This window comes from Clostridium sp., from assembly GCF_032576335.1.
In the GTDB taxonomy this organism is placed as follows: Bacteria; Bacillota; Clostridia; order Oscillospirales; family Acutalibacteraceae; genus Faecalispora.
Genome location: NZ_JAWFXC010000007.1, coordinates 144,165 through 165,873 on the forward strand (window position 1 = coordinate 144,165; position 21,709 = coordinate 165,873).

Sequence of the window (21,709 nt, forward strand, 5' to 3'; positions counted from 1 at the left end):
CCTTGCCTTTTTGGAAAAAAAGGGATAATATGAAAATGAAAAAAGTAATATATTTATGTAAGTAAGACAAGCGGCTGCGAGCAAATCATAGGGGCGAAGCAGCTGTTTCTACTAAAATATAAGGAGTGTAAATATGAAATCTGCTGTTTTTTATCAGTGTAAGCTTTGTGGTAATTTGGTGGCGCTCATCGGTTCCGGTGGGGGAACGCTTACTTGCTGCGGCCAACCAATGGTGCAGCTGCAGGCCAATGTGACCGATGCCGCGCAGGAAAAGCATGTACCAGTAGCACGTATGGAAAACGGCCGCCTGATTGTTGAGGTTGGCTCAGTGGCTCACCCAATGGTCGCGGAACATTATATTGAGTGGATTGCCTTAGAAGACGGCGACCGGCTCGAAATTGTGAAGTTGAACCCTGGCGATAAGCCTTGTGCAGAATTCGTTTACCAACCGGCAGAGGCTCACGAAGAAATTTTTGCAGGTGAAAACGACGAGATTGTTCCCAATTGTGAAGGGAATCCCTGTAACTTTGTATACCGTGAAAAAGTGGGCTCACACGCAGTGGTGTATGCTTACTGTAATTTACACGGCCTTTGGAAGGCAGAACTGTAAATCATCTCGTTAGGCAACTGCTTAATCGATCAATTACCGGTAAGGCTGGCTGTGGAAGCCAGCCTTACCGGAACATAGGGGAGTGTTTGGAATGGCTTATACATTAACAAGTGATTTAATAACCAATAACAGTATGATTGACACACAGCATAAGCAGCTCTTTGATGCAATCAATGCACTGCTGGACGCCTGCGCTAAGGGGCAGGGTCGCGCAGAGATTGGCAAGACTCTGGATTTTTTAAGTAAGTATGTAGACAAGCATTTTTCGGATGAAGAGAAACTGCAGATTCAGTATTCTTACCCGGAACATGATAAGCACCATAAATTCCATGAAGAGTACAAAAAAATTATTCGCGATCTTCAGCAGGAGCTGGAGAAGAGTGGTGCAAACATTGCACTGGTAGCTAAGGTGAATACCGCTATTGGCGGCTGGCTTGTAAACCACATTAAACGTGAAGATTTAAAAATGGCGAAGTACATTCGCGAACATCAGAAATAAATAAGAAAGCGCCGGATTATCCGGCGCTTTTTGATTTCTATTTTATGCTTGTGTGCAAAACTTTTTGTACCTATAAATTATCTTTAAGGAATAATTATACCAAATGATTCTAAAGAGGTCTCACCACAAGAAAATTTATCGTTCTTTCACTTGACCCTCACACCAGAGGCTTTCAATCATTTAGCAAATGATTGCTTTTAAGTAATTTTGCACAGTGGCGTAGTCTGTCTGCCGACGCCCGAGTGCAAAACTTCATATAGCAAATATGCTTTTGTAAAGTAAATATTAGCGACTAGTGCCGCAGGGAATTTCTTCTTTCATTCATTCTCCCCTCAAGCCGGGGCAGGCTCTCCTTTTCTTGATGAGAAGAAAAGGAGGAAAGACTCACTAAAGGCTCTGCCTTTGGATTCCGTTTGGGGAACACCCCCCGACTAGAAAACAAAAGCCTCCGGTAAGGCGCTCCATTAAAATTGCCCACTCTCCTAGCTATATAAAGAAAAAACATACTGTTTTTGTCCGTCGGCGGTCATTTTTAGAGTGCTCTCGTTGGCTCGCAGTTGCTCCCCGACAACTAGATTTAACGGTAAATTCCATAAGCAATAAAAAAAGCCGAATTTCTAAAAATTCGACGAAACAAGACGAAACAAATAGAATTTTTTCCAGCTTCGCCGCGCTAATGTCTGTTAGAGTACAATCCGCACAATTGCCCGTGCGGCTTACGCCGTTCCAATAAAGGAACGGCGTTTTTATTTTGCGCTTTTTCAAGCGTGCTTATTTGCTCCTACAAACAGGTACGAATCAGATTCTTTTTCATGATAAAAGCGGCATTAAAAAAATAATAAAAATAGAAATCTTTAAATCGGGAACGCTAAATAAAAATTCAAAAAATATTTTGTTACTCTTGACAAACAACAAAGATTGCAGTAAAGTATAGATACACCCCACCGGGGGTGTAGGGAGGTGTCGATTTTGAATAAAAAATATAATGTAACAGGGATGACCTGCTCCGCCTGCTCTGCTGCGGTAGAGAAAAGCGTAAAAAAGCTGGAGGGCATTGAAAACGTAAATGTGAACTTGCTTTCAAACAGCATGACAGTTCATTTCGATGAAAGCTTGCTGGATGATAACCGTATTATTTCGGCAGTGGAAGATGCGGGCTACGGTGCCAGCGTCTTTACACACGGTGCGGCTCCCACAGCGCAAAAAGCAGCAGACCCAGTACAAGAAGAGTTGAAATCTATGCGCTCTCGCCTGATTGTGTCATTTGCATTTTGGATTCCTCTCATGTATCTAGCCATGCACCACATGCTAAACGAGTGGTTCGGCTTGCCCGTACCGCTGTTCCTGAAGAATGCGTTTCATGGTGCGGAAAACGGAATCCCCTTTGCATTTACGCAGTTACTGCTTTTAGTCCCTATACTTTATGTAAACCGTAAATACTTTCAGGTTGGTTTTAAAACGCTTTTTAAGCGTTCGCCCAATATGGATTCACTCATTGCAATTGGTTCCACAGCAGCGATTGCTTACGGGATTTTTGCAATTTATAAAATTGGCTACGCGCTCGGTACGGGGAATATGATGGTCGCTGACCATTATTTAATGGATTTGTATTTTGAATCCGCCGGTACCATTTTAACATTGATTACTCTGGGTAAATATTTAGAGGCACGCTCGAAGGGCAAGACCTCAGAGGCGATTTCAAAGCTGATGGATTTAGCACCGAAAACAGCCGAGGTCGTTCGGGATGGCAAGGAAATAGAGATTCCCGTAGAGCAGGTTCGCGTTGGTGACGTTGTGCTTATTCGCCCAGGTAAAAGCATCCCCGTAGACGGTGTAATCATCGAGGGCTCCTCTGCGGTTGACCAGTCTGCTCTTACAGGAGAGAGTATTCCGGTGGAAAAAACAGTTGGTGATTCCGTGATTGCTGCTACACTGAACAAAACTGGATTTTTTAAGATGGAAGCCAATAAAGTGGGCGGCGATACAACCTTGGCGCAAATTATCACATTGGTTGAGGAAGCCAGCTCCTCCAAGGCACCCATTGCCAAAATGGCAGATAAAATCAGCGGCATCTTTGTACCGGTGGTCATTGGAATCGCACTTTTAGCTGCCGTAGTGTGGCTGATACTTGGTCAGTCATTTGAGTTTGCACTTTCCATTGCAATTGCAGTGCTTGTCATTTCGTGCCCCTGTGCGCTAGGCCTTGCCACACCGGTAGCAATTATGGTTGGCACGGGCAAGGGTGCAACAAACGGCATCCTCATCAAATCTGCCGAAGCACTTGAAACGGCTCATACCGTTGGTGCTGTGGTACTGGATAAGACCGGAACGATTACCGAAGGCAAGCCCCGTGTCACAGACTTGATTCCCGTGCAGGGAGTTGAGGAACGTGAGTTGCTCATTGCTGCAGCTTCCATTGAGAAGCCTTCCGAACACCCGTTAGCAGAAGCAATTGTGGAAAAGGCGGCAGAGTTGGCACTTGCGCTTTCACCAGTCGGTGATTTCACGGCGGTTTCAGGACGCGGGATTCTTACCAGCATTGACGGCGAGCCGTATGCCGCTGGCAACTTAGCATTGATGCAGGAGCAAAACGTAGATACCAGTGCTTTACAGCAAAAGGCAGAGGAATTTTCAGAACAAGGCAAAACCTCACTCTTTTTTGCAAAGGGTGGTAAGCTTCTTGGCGTAATTGCTGTAGCCGACGTTATAAAACCCACCAGCCGTCAGGCGGTAAGGGAATTAACGGCGATGGGCATTGATGTGGTTATGCTAACCGGCGATAACAAGCGCACTGCCGAGGCAATTCGCAAGCAGCTCGACATTGGCCGTGTGGTCGCAGAGGTGCTCCCGCAGGATAAGGAAGAAGAGGTTCGTGCAATTCAGGCATCCGGCAAACGGGTAGCAATGGTTGGCGATGGTATTAACGATGCTCCTGCGCTGGCTCGTGCCGATGTTGGCATTGCCATTGGCGCCGGAACCGACATCGCCATAGAATCCGCCGATATTGTGCTCATGAAAAGCGATTTGATGGACGTGGTTACAGCCATTCAGCTCAGCCGCGCAACCATTCGTAATATCAAAGAAAATTTGTTCTGGGCATTCTTCTATAACAGCATTGGCATCCCGCTGGCGGCCGGTGTGTTCTATGTACTGCTTGGCTGGAAGCTCAACCCCATGTTTGCGGCGGCGGCAATGAGCCTTAGCTCAGTGTGTGTCGTATTGAATGCTTTGCGGCTTAAGTTTTTTAAGCCCCACCATAAATTTGACAAATGAGAAAGGAAGCGCTACTATGAAAAAACTGATTACAATTGAAGGAATGCACTGCGAGCACTGCCAGGGAAGAGTAGAGAAAGCCCTGAATGCAATGGAGGGGGTAGAGGCAAAGGTGAACCTGAAAAACAAGCAGGCCACCGTAGCCTTAAGCCGTGATATACCCGACGAAGAATTTGCAAAGGTAATTGAAGAAGCCGGGTATCAAATGGTGTCTATTAAAGAGAAAAAAGGATTGTTTGGCTAATCGATCAGGGAGGTTGATAGAATGCAGGCAGACAAAGAAAAAACCTTGCGTATGCTCAAAACGGCGCGCGGTCAGTTGGATGGTCTCATTCGTATGGTGGAAGAGGATCGTTACTGTATCGATATTTCAAACCAGCTCATGGCGACGCAAGCAATTCTGCGAAGCATTAATCGCGACGTACTGCATGCACATTTAACCGGTTGTGTTAGTCAGGCTTTGGGCAGCGAGGAACAGCAGAAAAAAATTGATGAGATTATCGGCGTAATGGATAAACTCTCAAAATAAGAGATAAAAAAGCGGATTCTGCCTGCCGGTAGAATCCGCTTTTTCTTTCATTCATTGAAAGCAAAAAGACACCCTAATAATAGCTTGCTCTTTTGGAGAAATAAATATTGTTGAATTATACAGCAAGTTTCGCAATACTACATAATTTAACAAATTAGGTTGCTTTCTCGAATGATTTTCATTTTATTTCTTATTTTCTTGGTGTTATTTTATCAAAAAAGACAATTTGCGACCGATAATATATTTAGATATAATGCAATTTGATAGAGCCCTGTAAAAGAGCCCAAAACGGATAAGGGAGAGTTAATACTGTGAAATCATTAAAGCGAAAACTACATCTATTCATTATGATATTGGTACTATTTACAAACGTTATGGCTACGGGTGTAACCTGTTGGATGGCGTATCTGGATTCGATGACGCAAGCTGAACAAACCTCAGCCTATTTGGCGGAATCCTACAAACAGTATCTTGGCTCTGAACTGAGTAAATACCGGAATGAAGTCATTGAGGTTGCGAAATCTTCAGTTATAAATTCTACTGATACAGCGGCAAAGCAGCAGTATTTAAAAGACCAAGCATCCCGAGATGGTTTTATGTACTTTGCTTTGGCGGATGCGCAAGGCAACACACAGCAAGACGGAAATGTGTCGCAAGAAAAATGGTTTGAGTCCGCTAAAAATGGTTCGGCTTACATTGCAAACCCGGTAAAAAGCCGCCGAAGTGATGATCTTACTCTTACCATTGGAGTACCGGCCGCCGGTGGTCAGGTAGTGTATGGTGAAATTACATACGACGCATTTTCAAAGATACTGGAGTCTATAAAAATAGATAATAGTGGTTATGCTTTTGTTATTAGTAATGATGCAAAAACCGTTTTGCACCCAACTAAAGATACCGTAGCGAACCCAATTGATTACACAGAAAAAGCGAAAACAGATAAAAGCGTAGCTCCCGTCGCAGAGCTTTACAACCGTGCAACGGCAGGAAAAACCGGTATTCAGTACACGGTATATCAGGGACTAAAAAGACAGGTAAGCTTTACTACTCTGGATGGCCCAGAGAAATGGTCAATTGCGATTTCACGCCCCATTAATCAGATCATGCAAAATCTGTACCAAAGCATTTTAATCAATGTGGGTATAGCGGTGGTGCTTCAGCTCATCACACTGGTGGCCTCGCTTATGTTCGCCGCTAAGCTGGCAAAACCAATTGAGGAAGCAACCAAGAGAATTGAGTTGCTTGCCCAGGGTGACCTGCAAACCGAGGTTGTGCAGGTAAAAGGGCGCGATGAAATTGCCCGTTTCTCCAATGGCTTGGGGCATACGATAAAAGAGCTTCGCCTCTATATACAGGATATTTCTCATGTGCTCAACGAGATTGCCAGCAATAATTTAACAGCACAAAGCGGTGTAGAATACCGGGGCGATTTTGCACCGATTCAAGATTCTCTCAATCGTATTTTAGATTCACTGAATGATACATTTGAAGGAATTTCGCAAGCAGCCTATCAGGTAAATGCGGGAGCGGAAGAATTGGCACTTGGCGCACAGAATTTGGCTCAAAATTCTGCCGAGCAGGCAAGCACAGTAGAAAATCTCAACAACTCGTTGCAGAATGTTTCAGAGCACGTAAAGAACAATGCTTCCCATGCTACTTCCGTAGAGGGCATTTCTCACGATACGATTCAATTTGTGCAGCAGGGCAACGACCAGATGAATCAGATGCTAGAGTCAATGCAGGATATTGACAACGCTGCAAATGAAATTTCAAATATTATTAAGGTAATTGATGATATAGCGGCTCAAACTAATATTTTGGCGCTGAATGCTGCCGTAGAGGCTGCCAGGGCCGGTTCTGCCGGTAAAGGCTTTGCAGTGGTTGCCGATGAAGTGCGCAGCTTGGCTTCCAAAAGTGCGCAGGCAACAACTACAACGTCCAATTTAATTCAAAAGGCAATAGATTCTGTGAAAAAGGGAATGGTCATTGCAGAAGAAACCGCTAGATCACTTGATCAAATTGTTGCAAAGTCCAGTGAGGTCAACTCGCTCATTAACCGAATTGCAGAGGCTTCCAACGAGCAGGCAAAAGCGATTATGGAGCTTGATAGCGGCATGATGCAAATTTCATCTGTAACGCAAACAAACTCTGCAACCGCACAGGAGAGCGCCGCGGCTAGTGAAGAGCTTTCTAGCCAGTCAGAGATGCTTAAGGAGTTAATGAAGCGCTTCCACACAAAAGTTGAGGCATCCGAAAGCAATTACAAGATCATAGAGTAAAATGTATAAAAAACAGCATAATAACTCGGGTGGGGTCATGTTCCCCTCCCGAGTGTATGCTGCAAATACGGCGTTGGTACCCTGTTTTTCGAGAGAAAACGTCTTTCTACGAAAAAAAATCCCATTTTGTGTTGACAAGCCCCGGTTCTATTGCTATAATATACAAGTTCTCTAAAGAACAAATGAATCATTAGCTCAGCTGGCAGAGCACCTGACTTTTAATCAGGGTGTCCGGGGTTCGAATCCCCGATGGTTCACCAGTAAAATAACAGGGAAGAGTAATCTTCCCTGTTATTTTATATTGTTCACATCTTTAAAGCCCCTATTATAGGAAATAGAGCGTGTCCATCCATAGGGTGGGCTGTTTTTTTAAATGAAAGAACGGGAGCTCAGAAGCATATGTATACAGTAGAAATTATAAAGGCTATCTTTTTTGGAATTGTTGAAGGAATTACAGAATGGCTGCCAATTAGCAGTACCGGCCACTTAATATTGGTCGACCAGTTTTTGAAGTTGAATGCGTCCAATACATTTAAAGAGCTCTTTTTTGTTGTGATACAGTTGGGGGCAATTCTTGCCGTCATTGTGTTTTACTGGAAGAAGCTATGGCCGTTTTCAAGGCAGGCAAAGTATTTGATTGAGCGTGATACGGCTGCGCTTTGGACGAAGATTATTGTTGCGTGTTTACCGGCGGCGGTGGTGGGCTTATTGCTGGATGACCCAATTGACGCAATGTTTTATAATTACCAAACCGTTTCTTTAATGCTAGTGCTGTATGGCATCTTATTTATACTCATAGAGAACAAGCACAAGGAATCTATGGTGAAAATAAGCGACGTTACGCAAATTGATTATAAAACAGCGTTTTTTATCGGGTTGTTTCAGGTTTTGGCTCTCATTCCCGGAACCTCCCGTTCAGGAGCAACCATTATTGGTGCAATGCTGCTTGGAACCTCTCGTGTAGCGGCAACGGAGTTTACGTTCTACTTGGCCATTCCAGTCATGTTTGGAGCAAGCCTGCTAAAAACCGTGAAGCTGGGCCTTCCCACTACGAATTTAGAGCTGACAGTGCTTTTCGTTGGCACCTTGGTTGCTTTTGTGGTGTCGCTGCTTGCGATTCGCTTTTTAACATTTTATATTAAGAAGCACAATTTTAAGGTGTTTGGCTGGTATCGAATCGTATTGGGTGCGCTTATCATTCTTACCTTTCTATTTTAATTATAGCAAACGGCCCGCCTTGAAAAAGCGGGCTGATTTTTTTATAATGATACTTGAATGAATATGTAGTGAAGTAAAATGAAAGGAGCCTTAGCATGAGCGTTACGAAAAAGGGATTCCGGATTCTATCATATTGTCTTATCATAATGGCGTTCTTCTTTTCGTTTTCTTTTCCAGCTTTTTGTCTTGGGGATTCAATTTTAAGTCATATGGGTCTGCCTGCGTGGTCAGAGCAAGGCTTTCATCTCACCATTTTATACTCAATCGTTTTTCTTTTTGCAACTATTGTATTACTTCACAAACAAGCTTTCCAATAACGGTCTAATCTTAAACTGATTATAAGCAAAAAAGCCTTCCGAATGAATCGGAAGGCTTTTTTTAAATAAATTTGAATGTGGGCAGTTTTTAGAATTATCTTATGCTGCTTACAATGTCGTAATAGGCACGGGAAGTAATCACATAAACAAAAACGTAAAATAATGCGAAGATAAAGAAACTGATGATGGTTACAAGAATTAGAAGCTTGGTATTAAAAAGACCAAACAGCAAAAGTAGCTTTGAAATCATGGGGAATGCAAACGTAATATGAATTGCGGCCACAATTAAGGGGAGGAAGAACACGGTAAGCACCTGCGAATTAATGCTCTTCTTAATCTCTCTTTTTGTCATACCAACCTTTTGCATAATTTCAAAGCGGTTTTGGTCTTCATAACCCTCTGAAATTTGTTTGTAGTACATGATCAGCACAGCGGCAAGAATGAACACGATGCCAAGAAGAATACCCAAGAAGAGCAGGCCACCGTTTACTCCATAAAAATCGGCACGGTTTACGGCAAGGCTTTCCACAGCTACTCTGGCAAAATTCTCGTCTGCCTCATGGAGCTTCCGAATTTCCTTTGAAATCTCATCTCGAATGGCAGTCTGTTCCTTATCATCGCAGGCGAGATTGAACCCGTAATACTCGTACTCTGTTTGTATTTGTCTTTCCTGGTATTTTTCAGCCGTACTCTGGAACAAAACACGCTGAGCCTCTATATCCGGTACAACAATAAAGAGTGAGGGGTAAATCTTTACGGCATCCAACCCATTATCCAGGAATTTAGGTACTTTTTTCTTAATTTTTTTAATGGAGTCGTGTAAAGTAAGGGTATTATGGTTGTACTCTACTTTTGTGTTGTAAAGTAAAATTTCGTCCTTTTCCAGAGTCTCCTTTGTTCCGGCCAATCGGTTGTATTCATCCAGTGAAAGAACAAAAATTTGGCGCATTGCTCCCACGTCTGAAAGCGAAGCATTGTTCATTAGGTTAGGGTCAAGTATTACTTTGTCACCCTCTAAAACGGATGCTAAGGTTAGGTAGCGGTAATTTAGTATATCCTTTTGCTGCAAATTGTGGTTTTTCACAATCGAATCTGTAATTTGGTGAACCTGTGTTGCTTGTGCTTCATCGAGTGTATAAGTCTCAGTTGCTACATCTCTGGGGTAACGGCCACGCAGAGAACTCTCCGAACCTACAAACAGGCACACAGTGGAGGATAGCATGACGAGCACCATGGTAGACAAAATGCAGATAGAGGCAAGGCCTGCTCCGTTTCGCTTCATGCGGTACATCATGGAAGAGATAGATATGAAATGGCTTGATTGGTAGTAATATTTTTTGTTTTTCTGAAGAATTTTGCACAGAACCACAGAACCAGCGATAAACAACAGGTAGCTTGCAACAATAACCATAATAACCGCGGCAAAAAACCATACCAAAGCACTTATGGGCTCTTGTATTGTAACGGCAATGTAATACGCGGCTGCTAAAATGATAATACCGAGAAGTGCCAGGAACCAGTTGGATTTTGGAGGGCGTTCCCCTACGGTTTCACTGTGCAAAAGCTCTATGGGCTTTGAAACGTGAATTTGACGAAGTGTATTGAGAAAAATCAATGCGTAAATTGCAATGAAAAGAATGACGGTGCTGATTAACGAGCCTACCTCTATGGAAAAAGTAAAGTTGACCATACTGCCCATCATGTTTAAAAGCAGCAATTCCGTTAGCTTTGAGAATAGAATACCGAAAAAGAGGCCAAAAGCAAGCGAGATCACTAAAATAGCGGCGCTTTCCCATAAAAGAATGCGCATCAAATTTCTCTTGCCCATTCCCAAAATATTATAGAGACCAAATTCTTTTTTTCTTCTACGAATTAAAAAGGAGTTGGTATAGAAGAGAAAAATGAGTGCAAATACAGCTATAACCCCGGTACCAAAGCCCAAAATGGTTTGAAGTGTATTGCCTCCCTGAATGTTAGACACATTTTCATTTTTTGATAAAAAACCAATGAGGTAATAAATCATTACCATGCCCGAACAGGTAAGAATGTAGGGCAGGTAGGTTTTTCGATTTTTTTCCATACCCGTCCATGCAAGTTGAGGGTAAAAGCCGAGCTTCATTTCTGGTCACCGCCTGTCGCAAGTACGGTGAGAGTATCCGAAATTTTCTGGTACATGGTTTCGTTGCTGCTCGAGCCGCGGTAAATTTGGTGGAATACCTCACCATCTTTAATAAACAGAACACGGCCTGCGTGGCTGGCTGCCTTAAGAGAGTGAGTTACCATCAATATGGTTTGCCCGCTGTGATTAATCTGCGAAAAAAGGTGGAGCAGCTCATCGGTCGATTTTGAATCGAGCGCACCGGTTGGTTCATCCGCCAAAATTAGTCGCGGATTGGTAATGAGTGCTCGCGCTACGGCAACCCGCTGCTTTTGCCCGCCGGATACTTCATACGGGTATTTATTTAATAGCTCTGCAATTCCAAGCTGCTTGGCAATTGGTTGCAGCCGCTGCTCCATCTCACGGTAAGGGGTGCCTGCCAGAACCAGAGGCAGAAAAACATTATCTTTGAGTGAAAATGTGTCGAGCAGGTTAAAGTCTTGAAAAACAAAGCCGAGGTTATCTCTGCGAAAGGTTGCGATTTGCGATTCTTTAATTTTTGAAAAATCACGAGCATCCAAAAGCACGGAACCGCTGGTTGGTTTATCCAGTGCGGCCAAAATATTCAAAAGCGTTGTCTTCCCGGAACCGGATTCGCCCATGATTGCTACATATTCGCCCTTTTCCACGCTGAACGATACGTTCTTCAGCGCTTCCACCTGGTTGCCGCCAAAGCGGGTGGTGTAAATCTTTTTCAGGTTGTTAACTTCGAGAATAGACATTTTTGCATTCCTCCTTGTTATGGGCTTATTATAGCAAAAAGGAGAAATGGTCCGCCATTTCATCGGCTTACATTTCCCCTCGTTTTCCTTACATTTTTGAAAGGTAGAAGATTTTACGAAATAAATTAATAAAGATTCACTCAAAATCCAGCTCGGTTCGGTTTAAATCCAAAGTGATTACGGTGCCCCTGCCAAGAGCTGATTTTGCCGTAATGCGGTGCCGCAGATTTGAGCAGATTCGGCGGCAAAGATACAGGCCGATTCCGCTGGCTTTTTTATCGCTGTGGCCGTTATAGCCTGTGTAGCCCTTTTCAAATATTCTGGGCAAATCCTCCGGCGCAATGCCAATTCCAGAATCGCCAATGCTAAGAATACCCAACTCATTCATTGAAATAAAAACTGTTCCTCCATCTCTGGAGTATTTAATCGCATTGGAGATTACCTGTTCCAGTACGAAAAGAAGCCATTTTTCATCGGTTAAAACAGTAAAGTTGCAGGGCTTGTACTCCAGTTTTATTTTGCGGCGAATAAACTGGGAGGCAAACTTACGTACAGCCTGCCGTATGATGGTATCCAAGTCCAGTTTTTGTATCATATAATCGGTAGCTGCGGAATCGAGCCGTAGGTAGCATAGCACCATCTCCACATATTGCTCAATTTGCTGAAGCTCATCCGTCAATTCTCGGCTGAAAGCGGAATCTTCCTCCTGCAAACTTAAGTGCATAGAGGCTATGGGCGTTTTAATTTGGTGTGCCCAAACAGTATAGTATTCAATTAAATCGGTATAACGGTTCTGCATTTGATTCTCAATTGTTTTCTTCTCTTGGAATAAAGAAATAAGAATTTCTTGGTACTCCTTTTCCAAAAGTGTTTGTGGGTGATGAAGAGGGGCCAAAGAAACATTTGCCCGGTGCGCCAGTACTTGTATACGGTTATGCTGTACCCGATAAAAATGAAACCCGATAAGCAAAAATACCAGTGCAAAAACACTGCAAATTGCAACGGGGTACAGTACAGCATCAAGTGGCAAAGAGTAGAGCGCAAACGTGAGAATGAAAATGCCGAAAAACAAGAAAAAGATAAGAATGTGCCTTGTGTGTTCCCGCAGGTAGTGTCCCCATAATTTCATTATTTTTCCCTTTCCGGTGCATTATTCCACAAGGTAGCCCATTCCAACTTTGGTAGTAATAAAATGGGGCAGGCCGGCGGCATCCAGCTTTTTACGCAGACGGGTCATGTTGACGGTAAGCGTGTTTTCGTCCACAAAGCTGTCGGTCTCCCAAAGACGTTCCATTAGCTTCTCCCGGCTTACCACCTGGCCTTTTCGCTCCATAAGCGCCTGTAAAATTCGGTAATCATTTTTTGTAAGATCGATTCGTTCGCCTTCAAAGGTAAGGGTAGCGTCAGCGGTGTTAAGCAGAGCACCGCGGTGCTCCAGCACTGAAACCTGCCCAGAAAAATCGTAGGTACGGCGAAGCACCGCCTGCACCTTCGCCATAAAAACCGTTAAATCAAAGGGCTTGGCGATAAAATCATCCCCACCCATATTCATTGCCATTACAATATTCATGTTTTCAGAAGCGGAGGAGATAAACACAATGGGAACCTTTGAAACACGGCGAATTTCACTGCACCAATGGTAACCGTTAAAAAAGGGCAGAGAAATGTCCAGCAGAACGAGGTGAGGATTATATTCAGAAAAGGCAGTAAGAACGTTTTGAAAATCGTCAACGCACCTTGCTTTCAGTCCCCATGCCTCTATATGTTTTTTCATGGAAGCTGCAATTCCCATATTGTCTTCCACAATTAAAATTCGGTACATGGTATCACCCTGCTTTCTCTGCTTTTCATTTTACCCTTACCGCATCTAATTGACAAGCCCGTTTTATGCTGCCTATTTGGGTAATGTAGGTACGGGTGTCTGCATTCTTTCACTATTTTGTAGAAAAGCAGCGCACAAACAGGGTTGCCCATGTTTGTGCGCTGCTTTTTGCAGAATATAATCATCTAAAATAAGTCACCCGGAATAATCCGGCACGTTCTGTACTGTGTTTGTATTATCTGCTGAAAAGAAGTTTTTACGAATATAATAAACGATGATGATGGCTATGGGGATTAACGCTCCGGTGGTAAAGGAGTAGGGAACCCAAACGTATTTATCCCAAAAGCCAAGGTATGCGCTGTTTGGGTACACAATATTCGAATAGATGAGCGTACTAAATAATATGGGCGCTATTATTTTGCGGTAGTCTTTTAAATGCAGGGAGTAGGCAAGGCCTTGAACTCCGGCATAAATATAGCAAAACCCTTTGTAAAACAAGGTGATAATCCAAGCGCCTACAATTAACCCCTCTACGCGAGATAAGAATCCAAGGTTGATTTGCTTTGCCAGAAAATAAGTGGAATACACTGAAATATACGTTACATGGCTTCCCAGTACCAGTATGGTCATTATCATAATAAAAAACATAATGATGCAACCAAACAAATAGCCATAAAAGTAATATTTTAATGTGGCAGAGTTATTCTCCGTGTGAATGGGGTAGATCATGGTTAATAGTACAAGAGGCCACACGCGAAAACTGGTGATATACAAGGTTCCTTTTAAAACGGGGTAAAAACCGTTTTCCATCACCGGTACAATATAATTAAATTGAATATTACCAATATTCGCAAGAAAAAGGAAGGCCATAATTAAAACGACGAGTCGAAATAAGATTTCAGCGGAGCGCACAGTAGTCTCTATTCCGTAATGAAGCGCAATCCCGAAAAGAAAAATAATCATAAAATTGATAACAGATACAGGTGTAGTAATCAGGTATTCGGTACTCATAAATTGACCAATGTATGCGGTTATTTGAATGCCGCTGTGCAGACAAAAGATGATAAAGTAAGCAGTAATAACACCACCAATCCATTTGCCAAATATGGAAAAGAGGATCTGTACTAAATTTTTGTTGGGAAAAAGCTGCCCAAGATGATAATACAGCAGAATAAAAAGTATACCTAGGACTGAGGAGAGAAGCGATGCAATCCACCCGTCCCGCTGGCAGAGAGCGGCAACCGGCGAGCCTACCACAATCACGGAAGAGCCACAGGTAGCGCATGCTGTGAGAGAGAGCAATTGGTGATTTGTAATTTTAATTTTACTCATAGGTTACCCCTTACCCTAGAAACTTTTTTGTAATTTCTACCAATGGCGTTAAAAGGATCGTAAGACTGTCTGAGGGGTTGTACATGGGAACGTCGAAACATACCAAAATTCCCGAGACTAGGCCAATCAGCATAAAGATGGAGTAGATGACCAGCTCTTTGTACATGCTTCCCCTCAGCATTTGTGGTACTTCTTTAAAAGATAGAACGCCAACAAAGGCAAGCATCAAAAAAATACTAATTAGTTTCATAAGTTAATCCACCTGAAAGAGTATATATTGACTAATGGAGTCTGAACCTAAAATTTTCACTTTAATATCAAATTCAACCGGAAGATTGACAAAACCAACACTGTTCCAGTCACTTTTTATTTTTTTCCAAAGTTTTGGGTCGGCGTGGTGAATCTTATCTCCAAATCCAAAAATATCACTTTTTAATAATTTGGTTTTTTTGATTGCTGCCCAGCAGCTTGCCTCAATTTTTTTTTCGGCAATGGACTGAATTAGATTAATATTTTCTTGTCTGGAAATATCTAATTTACTTCCCATATTTTGAATGGAAACCGAAACATTAATCTTAACCTTCATTTTGGGCATACCCTGTTCTATTGTTACCTCTTGCTTGGTAGCAGCCTTTTTTATACTGAGTGCCACCATACCTGTTTGCTCATTCTGTATTTTCAGACCAGAGCCAGAAAAATTCCCGTAAATATAATTAAAACCAAAGCTTTCCGGTTCATCGAGCCAGCCAACCATTTTGTCCTGAAGAAATACAGCATTATCCTTTAATTGCAAAGGGTCATTCTGCGTTTCTCTTAAATTATCCAAATTATCTTGTGGTTTATCGCTGTTCATAGCAATTCCAGAAATTACGGCATTTAAACCCGGGTCTACAACGCAGTTGGTTAGTTCGGTTAATTTAATTTCGTTTGTTGAGCCCCAGATTCTTTGTGCAATTTGGATGCTGGAATTGATATTGGCGGCAGGGTCATTCTCTAATTTTGTTATATTGTTTAATAGCTCATTGGCCGTACAATCTTTGGCAACACCAAAAAAAAGCTCTGAACTGGTTTGGTAATGGCGCAACATAAAATCAATTATCTCAGCGATGCCGTCCCTTGCAAATTCTTCCCCAAAAATAATGGTTTGCATATGGGTGCCAACAATTCTGCGGGGAGACTGGGTGCTGGTTTTACGAATGATTTCAAGCAAATTGTCCCCTGTCTCTGTATATACTACAAAGGGAGCCTCGTTGGTACCCTGCTGTGTAGCGGTTGCCTTTGGGTTTAATACTTGAATTGTAAGCATAAACTGGCCTTTTGCATCTTTATCGATACCCAATGCCGTTGAAAAACCAAGCTGATTTAACTCGTAGCGATCCCAGCAGCCGGCAAATGAAGGCAGAATCAATACAATGATTAAAAACAGTGCAAACGCTTTTTTTCTCACGGGATGTCATTTCCTTTCGGGAGTTTGGGTTTGGCCTTGTTGCATAGGCTGGTTAGACGCGCTTCTGGATGAACTTAATTTGCTAAATATACTGGGGTATGGTCTTTTCTTCCATAAAGGGGAGCGGATAATGGAATCCGTATTCTTACCGGGAAATATGGGGGCTAACGGAGCCATATAAGGCACACCAAACGATTTTAGGCTGCACAGGTGAAGCACAAGACCGATTAAGCAGATAAATATGCCATATAAGCCCATAAAACCTGCAAACATCATAAATATAAAGCGTATGATGCGAAGAGTGTCTGCCATTGAAGTATTGGGAATGCAAAAGCTTGCAATGGCGGTAATCGATACCACAATGACCATTGCAGCAGACACAAAGCCAGCCTGCACTGCCGCTTGTCCCAATACCAGTGCACCCACAATCGAGATAGCAGGGCCTATTGCCCGTGGCATACGAATACCGGCTTCCCGTAGCACTTCAAACGTAATTTCCATTAAAATTGCTTCTATAAAGGTGGGGAGAGGTACGCCCTCTCGCTGAGCCGCAATATTTAAAAGGAGCGGCGTTGGAATCAGCTCTTGATCAAATGTGGTAAGCGCAATATAAGAGCCCGGCACAAGAACCGTTAAAATCATGGAGAGAATGCGAACAAAACGGAATAAAGCCGCCTCCGCCGGGTGGTGATAGTGGTCCTCACTTGAGATAAAAAATTCAAAGAACGTTGTAGGTGCAGTTAGAACATAAGGGGTTCCGTCAACTAAGATGGCTATTTTTCCTTCTAGTAGGCTAGCAGATACTGCGTCCGGTCGTTCGGTATTATAGATAGTGGGGAATAGTGAGCCTGGGTTATCCCGTATCATTTCTTCTATATATTCACTTTCGAGAATGGAATCAATTTCAATTTGATTCAGTCGCTTTCTCGCTTCTCGTATTGTACTTTCTTTTGCAATGGTCTCAATGTAGAGCAGTGCAACATTGGTTTTTGTAACAGAGCCCAATTTGAAAGATTCCACACGCAGCGCCTTGTTTCGAATTCTTCGCCGAATTTGAGAGAGATTGCTTTCAATCTGCTCAGTAAAGCCTTCCTTTGGACCGCGAATAACCGTTTGTGAGGTAGGTTCTTCAATCGACCTTCCTTTTGGCCCATACGTGTTATATGAGAGAAAAGATGACAGTCCATCGAATAGAATAACGGTATGACCCTCTAAAATCTCTTGCAGCATATCTTCTGGTTTTTCTCCAACCGTTACGGTTGAACCGCTCAATGGGGTGTTTTGCAACATCTCAAAATAACTGTCCATCCGGTTGCCTATGCCTTTAATTGAGCGGGAAAGCCTGTCTATTTCAATGCTCATTTCTCTGGTTTTTTCTTTGTCGGCAAGGCTGCAAAGAAAGACCAGGCAAATGCGAGCATTGCCCACTCCTCCGGGCAGATTCATTTTTTGGATGGAAAGGTCCTTACTATTGCCCAACTCCTGCTGGATGAACTCAATTTTCGGCTTTAAAGAACTTGGGTTTTGTTTCATTGTAACCATTCCTGTTGCAATTATTTCCTGTGTTTTTTATCCAACAGAATGGTCTTATTATGGCTTGCTTACGCCGTGATTATGTAAAAATATGCAATTATAGATTGAATAATATGCTAGCTTTGAAATTTCGATTATGGAAACGAAAGTTAAACTCCTAAATAAGAAATAACATAAAAAACCCACCGCACTAAACAAAGCGGTGGGTTTTTATCGGTAGATTTTAGTGTTTGATAAAAATATCTTCAAAAATACTTTTTGCTGTGGAGGTAGCGGCGAGGCCACCTTGTGCGGTTTCTCGAAGCTGTGTGGGCAGCATTTTGCCCGTATGGTACATAGCGCCTATTACTTCATCCGGCGGAATAACACTTCTTTGGCCTGCCAGTGCCCAATCGGCACTGAGTAGTGCATTCAAGGTTTGAGATGCATTGCGCTGTGCGCAGGGCACTTGAACCAAGCCAGCTACCGGGTCGCAGACCAAACCCATTGCGTTCATAAGGCAAAAGCAACTGGAATGCAAAGCCGCCTCGGGTGAACCATGAAGCATTTCTACTGTGGCAGCAGAGGCCATTGCGGCGGCAACACCGCATTCGGCCTGGCAGCCGCCCTCTGCACCTGCAACCGTTGCGTTGCGTGTAATAACCGCACCAACACCTGCCGCTGTAAGCAGACCGCACAGCGTTTCTCGCTCAGTTAGATTGTATTTTTTACGAACAGAAATGAGAACTGCTGGTAAGATTCCGCATGCACCCGCAGTGGGTGCAGCACAGATTTTTCCCATAGAGGCGTTTACCTCACTGCTAGAAAAAGCCATCGCCATCGAGTGGTTCACCCAAGAGCCGCACAATGAATCACTTTTTTTCGAGTAGTTATTTTGAATTTGGCTAACACCGGTGATTAATCCTCCTATGGCATGCTGCGGGCTGGTAAGCGCCTTGGTTGCCGAGCGTTCCATAACATTATAAGTATAAAGAAGTCGCTCAAATATGGCTTCTTCCGTTTTTTCAGTTAAATCCATTTCATTTTCCAGTACGATTTGCCATAGGGGAACCTTTTTATCTTGTGCCTGCGTTAGTAGTTCTTCTGCGGTACGGTACATCGTGTTTTCCCCTCTCTCAAATCAGATTAATCGCCCGGACCTGAAAAATATTCGGTATGGCTTTTAGCTGCTGTGTAGCTTCCTGCGGAATCGTTTGATCAGTTTCAATGGTACAAAGTGCAGTACCACCTTTTTGTAAGCGGCTTACCTTCATAAGCGCGATATTTATTTCGTATTCGGCTAAAATTCCGGTTAGTTTGCTAATGGCTCCCGGGCGGTCTCGGTAACTCAATATCAATGCAGGTAATTGTGCGGTATAGTGTGTGGTGAAGTCGTCTATCTGCGTAATGATGATTTGCGCGCCGCCAATCGAAGAACCTATGACACGGCAAATTTGCTTATGTTGCTGGTAAAAGGTAAGAATGGCCGTGTTTTCGTGAGCACCCTCTAATTCAGTTTGGTAAAACTCGTAGAAAAGACCAGCTTCTTCTGCCAGCTCGAATGCGTTTGGAAGTCGCTCATCATCCTCGTAATACCCTAGCGCGCCAAAAACTAAGGCACGGTCGGTCCCGTGGCCGCGGTAGGTTTTTGCAAATGAACCATGCAGGCCAAACGTAACACGGTCATATGGCTCACCCGCTATTACTCCGGCAATCCGCGCAAGCTTTGCTGCTCCGGCAGTGTGTGAACTGGAGGAGCCAATCATAATCGGACCAATCACCTCAAAAATACTCAATTCCATTTTACAGCCTCATTTCTAAGCAATATTTCTATTACACAGTAAATCCGCAATTCAAAAGGTAAGCTTAATAGATATTGTTTCCTTAAAAGTAAAATAAATGGGTTAACAAAAATATATTTCGTAATTTTATCGCTCGGTTCTAAATTATCCCATAAAATCTACGATAATATTAATGGAATAAATACACAGCATTTTCCAGTTTGGCAGAATATCCTTATATTCATTTTTTGTTTTGAGATAAAGATATTTTTAAAAGGAGTCGAGGAAATCTATAAATAATAGCCGATAATAAGTATTATTTTTACTGTTATTTCTCCTGTGCTCTTTGATTTGGAAAATAGGGATTTAAACAAAGGCGGAGGGATTTAAATTGATAAAACAATCGTTTGGCTCAAAAAAGACGATCCAGCTAAAGCATAGAATTTTACGTTTTGTGGGTATTCTTTTATTAGAAATTGTTATCGTGTTGTCGGGGCTTTCCTTTTTCTTCTTAGATGGTGCTTTTGGGCAAGTAAACGATCAACAAAAATCGGGGTTTGATACTCAAGCAAAAAATGCGGTTGAAACCGTAATAAGTGCTTTAGAGGCCAATAACAAACGCTTTGAAGCAGGCGAGATTACCGAGCAGCAGGCAAAACAAATTGCACAAACCATCGTGAGAGATACTCGCTACAACAATGGTGAAGGTTATTTGTGGGCAGATGAAAAAAATGGCCTCTGTGCGGTACATATGAACAAAGAGTACCAGGGTCAAATGCGGTACGATTCGCAGGACAAGCAGGGCATTTATTATGTTCGCAACCTAATTACCGCCGGTGATAACGGGGGCGGATATACGGAGTACTATTTCACAAAGCCCGGCCAAGACGGCATATTTAAAAAGAGAGCCTACACGGAGCTGTATAAGCCATATGGCTGGTATATTAGCACCGGTAACTATTTTGATGATATTGAAACAAGCATGGCACAAAACCGAAAAGTACAGCGTACCGATGCAGTCGTTTTGGTGGCGGTAAGTATTTTGGTGGGCGCACTAAACCTATTCTTTATGCTGCGTTGGGCAGCAAAGCTGACCAAGCCCATTGAGCTGGTATCGGATCGGCTTACTTTGCTTTCGGAGGGCGACGTACATACTCCGCCTGTCGATTTGGTTGAAACTCAGGACGAAACCGGAAAGCTGACCCTCGCTTGTAAAGCGTTGATTGAGAATATGAACGGCGTAATTGGTGACGTAACCCAGCATCTGGATAAAATCTCAAAAGGAGATATGCGAGCAAAAGTAGAGTATTCTTATGTAGGAGATTTTCAACCGATTGGCGAGTCTTTGGCACTCATTTACAGCTCGCTAAATGAAACGCTTCGCACCATTAGTCTTTCTGCAGAGCAGGTAAATGCAGGTGCAGACCAGGTTTCTGCCAGTTCGCAGTCTCTGGCGTCCGGTGCTTCTGAGCAATCTAGCTCAGTAGAGCAATTGGCAGATTCCGTTGAGAAAGTGGAAGCTGCGGCAAACGAAAATGCGGCAGGCGCACAGGAGGTCTCAGGTCAGGTTGGTCTGGTAGCGCAGGACATGACTCGAACCAAGGAGCAAATGACAAATTTGAATGCAGCAATGGAACAAGTGAAAGAAACTTCTTCCCAAATTAGTGATATTTCAAATCTAATCGAGTCAATTGCACAGCAAACCAATATTTTGGCGCTGAATGCTTCCATTGAAGCGGCTCGTGCAGGTGCGGCCGGTAAAGGTTTTGCCGTAGTTGCGACAGAGGTGGGCTCACTGGCATCCAAAACAGCACAGGCGGTAAAAGAAACGGGAACGTTGATTGCGAGTGCGATAACTGCAATTTCAGAAGGCGCCAGACTTACACAAACCGTCTCTTGTATGGTGGATGATAGTGTAGAAAAGGCAGACGCCATTTCTGCAGCAGTCACTGAAATTGAAAAAGCCTGTGTTTACCAGGCTCAAGAGATTTCTCGTATAACGCAAGGGTTGGAGCAAATTTCAAACGTGGTGCAGTCCAATGCAGCTGCGGCAGAAGAAAGCTCCGCATCAAGTGAAGAACTTTCTTCGCAGGCTCAATTGCTATACCGCGAGTTGGATAAATTCCATTTGTTGGAATCTCCAGTATCTCGTACGTTCGGCACAGAAAGAGAAGATTTTCATACTGATTTTTAATAATAGAAATTGAAAG

The 21,709-nt window shown here is 43.1% G+C and carries 16 protein-coding genes, 1 tRNA gene and 1 pseudogene; 8 read left to right on the forward strand and 10 right to left on the reverse strand.

The window, feature by feature from the left end:
• Positions 1-133 precede the first annotated feature (133 nt).
• The 7 genes and pseudogenes from E7L17_RS10295 to E7L17_RS10325 all read left to right on the forward strand — a co-directional run bounded on the left by E7L17_RS10295 (position 134) and on the right by E7L17_RS10325 (position 8,408).
• Positions 134-610 carry a desulfoferrodoxin family protein gene (locus tag E7L17_RS10295; RefSeq protein WP_316323155.1) on the forward strand — a complete coding sequence of 159 codons (477 nt, stop codon included), beginning with the start codon at positions 134-136 and terminating at the stop codon, positions 608-610.
• A 91-nt stretch (positions 611-701) separates the two neighbouring features.
• Positions 702-1,109, forward strand: a complete 408-nt coding sequence (locus tag E7L17_RS10300) for a hemerythrin family protein (protein WP_316323156.1) — start codon at positions 702-704, stop codon at positions 1,107-1,109.
• Positions 1,110-2,078: 969 nt separating this feature from the next.
• Positions 2,079-4,626, forward strand: a pseudogene (locus E7L17_RS10305) (heavy metal translocating P-type ATPase).
• 21 nt (positions 4,627-4,647) lie between these two features.
• Positions 4,648-4,911 (forward strand): metal-sensing transcriptional repressor, encoded by a 264-nt coding sequence (locus tag E7L17_RS10310; protein WP_316323157.1) that lies wholly within the window; start codon positions 4,648-4,650, stop codon positions 4,909-4,911.
• A gap of 311 nt (positions 4,912-5,222) precedes the next feature.
• A complete protein-coding gene (locus E7L17_RS10315; RefSeq protein ID WP_316323158.1) occupies positions 5,223-7,190 on the forward strand; it encodes a methyl-accepting chemotaxis protein in 1,968 nt (655 codons plus the stop codon).
• Positions 7,191-7,374: 184 nt separating this feature from the next.
• A tRNA-Lys gene (locus tag E7L17_RS10320) sits at positions 7,375-7,450 on the forward strand.
• Between the two features lie 139 nt (positions 7,451-7,589).
• Positions 7,590-8,408 carry an undecaprenyl-diphosphate phosphatase gene (locus E7L17_RS10325; RefSeq protein ID WP_316323159.1) on the forward strand — a complete coding sequence of 273 codons (819 nt, stop codon included), beginning with the start codon at positions 7,590-7,592 and terminating at the stop codon, positions 8,406-8,408.
• 411 nt (positions 8,409-8,819) lie between these two features.
• Here the strand turns inward: E7L17_RS10325 and E7L17_RS10330 are convergent, their stop codons facing one another.
• The 10 genes from E7L17_RS10330 to sdaAB all read right to left on the reverse strand — a co-directional run bounded on the left by E7L17_RS10330 (position 8,820) and on the right by sdaAB (position 19,520).
• Positions 8,820-10,844, reverse strand: a complete 2,025-nt coding sequence (locus E7L17_RS10330) for an ABC transporter permease (RefSeq protein WP_316323160.1) — start codon at positions 10,842-10,844, stop codon at positions 8,820-8,822.
• Positions 10,841-11,605 (reverse strand): ABC transporter ATP-binding protein, encoded by a 765-nt coding sequence (locus E7L17_RS10335; RefSeq protein ID WP_316323161.1) that lies wholly within the window; start codon positions 11,603-11,605, stop codon positions 10,841-10,843. The genes E7L17_RS10330 and E7L17_RS10335 overlap by 4 nt, the downstream gene beginning before the upstream one ends.
• Positions 11,606-11,741: 136 nt before the next feature.
• Positions 11,742-12,734 carry a sensor histidine kinase gene (locus tag E7L17_RS10340; protein WP_316323162.1) on the reverse strand — a complete coding sequence of 331 codons (993 nt, stop codon included), beginning with the start codon at positions 12,732-12,734 and terminating at the stop codon, positions 11,742-11,744.
• 21 nt (positions 12,735-12,755) lie between these two features.
• The gene (locus E7L17_RS10345) at positions 12,756-13,427 is read right to left on the reverse strand and encodes a response regulator transcription factor (protein ID WP_316323163.1); all 672 of its coding nucleotides are present in this window, start codon (positions 13,425-13,427) and stop codon (positions 12,756-12,758) included.
• Between the two features lie 195 nt (positions 13,428-13,622).
• Entirely contained in the window at positions 13,623-14,759 is a 1,137-nt protein-coding gene (locus E7L17_RS10350; protein WP_316323164.1) for an endospore germination permease, read from the reverse strand.
• Positions 14,760-14,769: 10 nt separating this feature from the next.
• Positions 14,770-15,009, reverse strand: a complete 240-nt coding sequence (locus tag E7L17_RS10355) for a hypothetical protein (RefSeq protein ID WP_316323165.1) — start codon at positions 15,007-15,009, stop codon at positions 14,770-14,772.
• 3 nt (positions 15,010-15,012) lie between these two features.
• A complete protein-coding gene (locus tag E7L17_RS10360; protein ID WP_316323166.1) occupies positions 15,013-16,206 on the reverse strand; it encodes a Ger(x)C family spore germination protein in 1,194 nt (397 codons plus the stop codon).
• Between the two features lie 6 nt (positions 16,207-16,212).
• On the reverse strand, positions 16,213-17,739 hold the full coding sequence (locus E7L17_RS10365) for a spore germination protein (RefSeq protein ID WP_316323167.1): 1,527 nt from the start codon (positions 17,737-17,739) through the stop codon (positions 16,213-16,215).
• Positions 17,740-17,962: 223 nt separating this feature from the next.
• Positions 17,963-18,838, reverse strand: a complete 876-nt coding sequence (gene sdaAA / locus E7L17_RS10370; RefSeq protein ID WP_316323168.1) for an L-serine ammonia-lyase, iron-sulfur-dependent, subunit alpha — start codon at positions 18,836-18,838, stop codon at positions 17,963-17,965.
• A gap of 16 nt (positions 18,839-18,854) precedes the next feature.
• Entirely contained in the window at positions 18,855-19,520 is a 666-nt protein-coding gene (gene sdaAB / locus E7L17_RS10375; RefSeq protein ID WP_316323169.1) for an L-serine ammonia-lyase, iron-sulfur-dependent subunit beta, read from the reverse strand.
• A gap of 370 nt (positions 19,521-19,890) precedes the next feature.
• Here sdaAB and E7L17_RS10380 point away from each other — a divergent pair, with 370 nt between their 5' ends.
• Complete coding sequence (locus E7L17_RS10380; protein WP_316323170.1) at positions 19,891-21,693, forward strand: methyl-accepting chemotaxis protein; 1,803 nt, start codon at positions 19,891-19,893, stop codon at positions 21,691-21,693.
• Positions 21,694-21,709: the final 16 nt, after the last annotated feature.

Excerpts from the sequence above, each read along its gene's own strand:
- E7L17_RS10295 (WP_316323155.1), top strand. The coding sequence starts at position 134 with ATGAAATCTGCTGTTTTTTATCAGTGTAAGCTTTGTGGTAATTTGGTG.
- E7L17_RS10300 (WP_316323156.1), top strand. The coding sequence starts at position 702 with ATGGCTTATACATTAACAAGTGATTTAATAACCAATAACAGTATGATT.
- E7L17_RS10310 (WP_316323157.1), top strand. The coding sequence starts at position 4,648 with ATGCAGGCAGACAAAGAAAAAACCTTGCGTATGCTCAAAACGGCGCGC.
- E7L17_RS10325 (WP_316323159.1), top strand. The coding sequence starts at position 7,590 with ATGTATACAGTAGAAATTATAAAGGCTATCTTTTTTGGAATTGTTGAA.
- E7L17_RS10330 (WP_316323160.1), bottom strand. The coding sequence starts at position 10,844 with ATGAAGCTCGGCTTTTACCCTCAACTTGCATGGACGGGTATGGAAAAA.
- E7L17_RS10335 (WP_316323161.1), bottom strand. The coding sequence starts at position 11,605 with ATGTCTATTCTCGAAGTTAACAACCTGAAAAAGATTTACACCACCCGC.
- E7L17_RS10340 (WP_316323162.1), bottom strand. The coding sequence starts at position 12,734 with ATGAAATTATGGGGACACTACCTGCGGGAACACACAAGGCACATTCTT.
- E7L17_RS10345 (WP_316323163.1), bottom strand. The coding sequence starts at position 13,427 with ATGTACCGAATTTTAATTGTGGAAGACAATATGGGAATTGCAGCTTCC.
- E7L17_RS10350 (WP_316323164.1), bottom strand. The coding sequence starts at position 14,759 with ATGAGTAAAATTAAAATTACAAATCACCAATTGCTCTCTCTCACAGCA.
- E7L17_RS10355 (WP_316323165.1), bottom strand. The coding sequence starts at position 15,009 with ATGAAACTAATTAGTATTTTTTTGATGCTTGCCTTTGTTGGCGTTCTA.
- E7L17_RS10365 (WP_316323167.1), bottom strand. The coding sequence starts at position 17,739 with ATGAAACAAAACCCAAGTTCTTTAAAGCCGAAAATTGAGTTCATCCAG.
- sdaAA (WP_316323168.1), bottom strand. The coding sequence starts at position 18,838 with ATGTACCGTACCGCAGAAGAACTACTAACGCAGGCACAAGATAAAAAG.
- sdaAB (WP_316323169.1), bottom strand. The coding sequence starts at position 19,520 with ATGGAATTGAGTATTTTTGAGGTGATTGGTCCGATTATGATTGGCTCC.